Source organism: Anabaena sp. UHCC 0253 (assembly GCF_009712085.1).
Lineage (GTDB): Bacteria > Cyanobacteriota > Cyanobacteriia > Cyanobacteriales > Nostocaceae > Dolichospermum.
The window spans coordinates 217,866-221,945 of record NZ_VILD01000001.1; the positions used below are offsets into that span (position 1 = coordinate 217,866).

Here is a 4,080-nt window from a genome sequence, read left to right on the forward strand (position 1 = left end):
AAGAGGAAAGAATATCAATAAATTTTGGATTTATAAAATGTTGGAGGACTAAATTTCAAAAGTTAAGCGGTTTTTACTTCTGATTCCTATTTTCTCATTCTTCCAAATATCCATCTTTTAGCTACTTGAAGTTTGTGTTTCAGGGTTGGTAAACGTTGAATATACACTCCTCTGCGAATAATGCGGGCTAGATTACCATCTAGGGTGATACCAAAGCTATAAATTACAGCATTCTTAATACCTAATGTTAGCATTTCTCCCAAATATAAATAGCTAAATGACTTTAATTTCTGTCCTGTAATTTTTGCCCAGATATTACGAGCCGTACAGGGAGCTTGTTGAAATGCTGCTTGGGCTGTAGTTGGAGATTCGTTACCTTTAATGTCTCGAATTTCTGCTAAATCTCCTAATACAAAAACATGGGGATATCCAGCTAATTGCAAAGTTGGAGTAGCAATTAATTGTCCTTGTTGATTATGTTGACATTTTAGCTCTTTTATCCATTGAATTGATTTATTTCCACCTGTCCACAAAACTAAATCTGTCTGGAAATTCTGAGTTTTTCCTTCGTGATTGAGAATAATTTGATCAGATTTGATAGCTTCAATATTAGTATGTAAATTTATCTGCACACCCAGTTTTAGCAAAGCCTTGTATGATGCAGTTCGACAACCTGGAGGGAAAGTTTTCAGAATTTCATCACTGCGATCAATTAGACGAATTTCCCCGCGTTTTTTCAGTTTATCTGCCAATTTACAAGCTATTTCCACACCATTAGGACCAGCTCCGGCGATCGCTATTCTAATCACAGGAATATCAGATGCTTCTAAAACCCGCAACTTTTCCTTTAAATATTCAGCATCTTCTAAACTCCGAAAAGTTTGGGCATATTCTGCTGCTCCTGGGACTATATCTAATCTTGTTTCTTTACCAACAGCCAACACTAAATAATCGTAATTTATTATGTCACCATTTTGTAATTTTACGCTATTGTTTTCTAAATCAACACCTTGAATTTCAGATTGACAAAATTTAACTTCACTATCAGCTAACAACTTTTTATAAGTAGGTGCAATTTCCCCATTACGTAATTCTCCAGTCACCACCTCATAGAGCAAAGGAGTAAATAAGAAATGATCCCTTTTTTCTACCAGTGTAATTTCATAATCAGGTTGACGAAGTTGATTAATTTTGCTCAATTCCAAAGCCGTATATAACCCACCAAAACCACCACCCAAAATACAAATCCGCACCGGAAAATCAGTAATTGTATTTTTTCTCAGTTTCCCTTGTCTAAAAAACTTATCCTTGATCTCATACATAATTTATAATTAATATTTTACTCCCTTCCTCCTTTCTTCCTTTGCGACTTTGCTCCTTTGCGACTTGGCGCGAAATAAAAATCAGCTATTATTTGATATTTGCAGCTTTAAACTGCTCAATAAGTTCACTTGTGCGAGTACGACGGCCATCAGGATTAAGATGATAATGAGTATCAGCAAATAAACTAGAATCAGTCTTCACATTTAAGGTTTCTTTGTCATAAAGTACCGGGGCAATTTTGCCTAATTCTGTTGCTGTTTTACGGATATTATCAAGAGTTTTATCATCTGTGCTACCATAAATCCAAGAAAGCCCTAATATCAAAGTTGCTTCTTTGGCTTCAACTTCTTGTTTAAATTGCTGAATTCGCCGCAGAGAGTGGGGAGAAACGCTCTCTTTAATTGTCAATGACCACCATTCGCTGTTAGTGCGTTTTTTCATGACTGTCGGATCGCCATTAGCTGTGATGGGGTCAGAATAATAACCTGTTAAACGGCCTTTTTCCACCACATCTAAGGATGATTTAGTTGCAGCTTTTAGGGTGGGTATACCTAATAACATTAAGTCTTGAGCGAATTGTTTGGGGGGTATATTTCCTAAACCTGGTTTACCAATAGCCGCACCAAATTGACCAGAGCGATCGCCAAAACCATCTTTATCTAGTAACAATAAATATTCGGGAATAAGTAAGACAATATCGCCTTTTTTAATGACATCAGCAACACTAGGCAAAATCACATCTAAACCAATTGGTCCATCTGTAGCTATGTTGATGGTAGGGATGCCTAATGTCTCTTGCATCAATTTCGCATCAACGGTGTAATGAGCGCCTGAACCACCGACAATGAGAATCCGTTGGGGTGCTTGGACTTCTTTAGCTACGGCCATTTTCTGTTCATACATCATCCGCAACCAACTAAGTTCACCACCATAACGAGCATTGTAGAAGTAACCAACACTCCAAGTTAAACCAGCGATCGCAAACCAACTAGAAAGTCTGAAAAATTTGTTCATAATTAGGTGACAGATAAGAGTCGGGGGCAGGGTGCAGGGATAAGATATTTCCCACTGACAAAGGACAACTGACTAATGACTAATAACTCTAAAATTCAAAGTAAATAAATGGAGAGGGAGTATTAGCAGCAAACAAAATAGTTAGCACTAACAAAATCCGTGACATCCAAGGAGAAATCAATAAATCATATTCAGTTTCTCCTTGTTGCCAAACTCCAATTTGTTCCATAAATAATAGTCCTATTGCTAATACCAAAGTTAATGCCAAAGCTGCTGATTCACTGCCCTTGAAGAAAGTCAAAGCTTCACCCAAATTAGATAGAGAATAATTCCAAGGAATGATCAGAACTTTCAGCTTTTCTAGCAAACGTCCTGTATTTGTTTCCATAAAAAACAGACATCCCAAAATTATCGAGCCAAAAGTCAAAGCCCAGGAAATAAACTGCGGCATCAGCAACTTTTGCTGTCCCAAAAATTTATAAAAAGGTCGTCCAGCATAGCGCAATACAAGGAGTAGTAACCCGTGATAAGCTCCCCAAAGAATGAAATTCCAGGCTGCTCCGTGCCAAAAACCAGATAGGGTAAATGTAATAAAAAGATAAAATGGGGCTAATTTCATGTTTTTACCCATGAGAGGCAGAAAAACATAGTCCCGAAACCAAGTGCTGAGGGTGACGTGCCACCTCCGCCAAAACTCGTTAATACTTTGGGATGTATAGGGAGCAAGAAAGTTAAGACTTAAGTTAATACCTAAAAATTTTGCTAACCCTAAAGCAATAAAACTATATCCACCAAAATCAAAATAAATTTGTAATGTAAACAGAAAAGCAAAAAACCAAACTAACCAAGGATTATCAACTTGATCTACTTTAATGTAGGGAGAAATATTATCTGCGAGGACAAATTTCATAAATAGTCCTAGAGATAACCAGCGAAAACCAGATTCAAAGTTATCATAAGTCAACTTAAATCTAAATTTTTCAATCTGCGGAAACAAGTCTGCTCTCCGTTCAATTGGTCCTGCTACTACTTGGGGGAAAAAAGCTACAAAGTTGGCATAATCTAAAGCTGCAATTGGTTGTTTTTTGGGGCTTTTGTAGGAGTCAACCACAAAGGCTACCATTTGGAAGGTATAAAATGACAATCCTGGTGGAATTGAACCCATACCAGGAATAGACTTTGATTGCCAATTTTCTGCCAATCCTGGGATGATTAAACCTAAAACATCTTCAACAAAGAAGTTGAGATATTTGAAATAGGCCAGAATAGCGATATCAATTACTACGACAACTGTAGCGATCGCCTTAGCTTGCCATTTTTCCTGTCTTAACATCAACCACACCATCATGTAGTTGAAGATAATTTCGCAAATAAAGATGACAAAACTAGACTTGGAAGCGTTCAGAAACAAGAACAATGACATTGATACCAAGCCAACTGTATCGAAAATATCTCTCCACAGGTTTAAGGACTTGGCAACATAGCGGACTGTAAAATAAGGGATGCAAAATAGGAGTAGCACCCACCAAAACGAAAACTCCGAAAAATTCAATTCACCACTCCTCTAATCTGTGAAATGATGGCAAAACTATTGGTAATGGGTAATAGATAATTGGGAAGAATCTATTACCCAATCCCCAACATTAACTACCACTAATTTTATTCCAAAGACCGCCCCAGCCTTTACCTTGGTTAGCTGCTGCTTCTTTAGGTTTGCTAGTAGCGGCTACTGGTTCAGCGACA

3 protein-coding genes are annotated in these 4,080 nt (G+C 37.4%); all 3 read right to left on the bottom strand.

Translation table 11 applies throughout. The features are described 5' to 3' along the window. Positions 1–86: 86 nt before the first annotated feature. The 3 genes from FJR38_RS00995 to FJR38_RS01005 all read right to left on the bottom strand — a co-directional run bounded on the left by FJR38_RS00995 (position 87) and on the right by FJR38_RS01005 (position 3,889). Complete coding sequence (locus FJR38_RS00995; RefSeq protein WP_168534914.1) at positions 87–1,322, bottom strand: NAD(P)/FAD-dependent oxidoreductase; 1,236 nt, start codon at positions 1,320–1,322, stop codon at positions 87–89. 88 nt (positions 1,323–1,410) lie between these two features. Continuing rightward, complete coding sequence (locus FJR38_RS01000; protein WP_168534916.1) at positions 1,411–2,337, bottom strand: hypothetical protein; 927 nt, start codon at positions 2,335–2,337, stop codon at positions 1,411–1,413. Positions 2,338–2,425: 88 nt separating this feature from the next. Beyond that, positions 2,426–3,889 (bottom strand): MBOAT family protein, encoded by a 1,464-nt coding sequence (locus tag FJR38_RS01005; RefSeq protein ID WP_168534918.1) that lies wholly within the window; start codon positions 3,887–3,889, stop codon positions 2,426–2,428. Between the last annotated feature and the right edge of the window lie 191 nt (positions 3,890–4,080).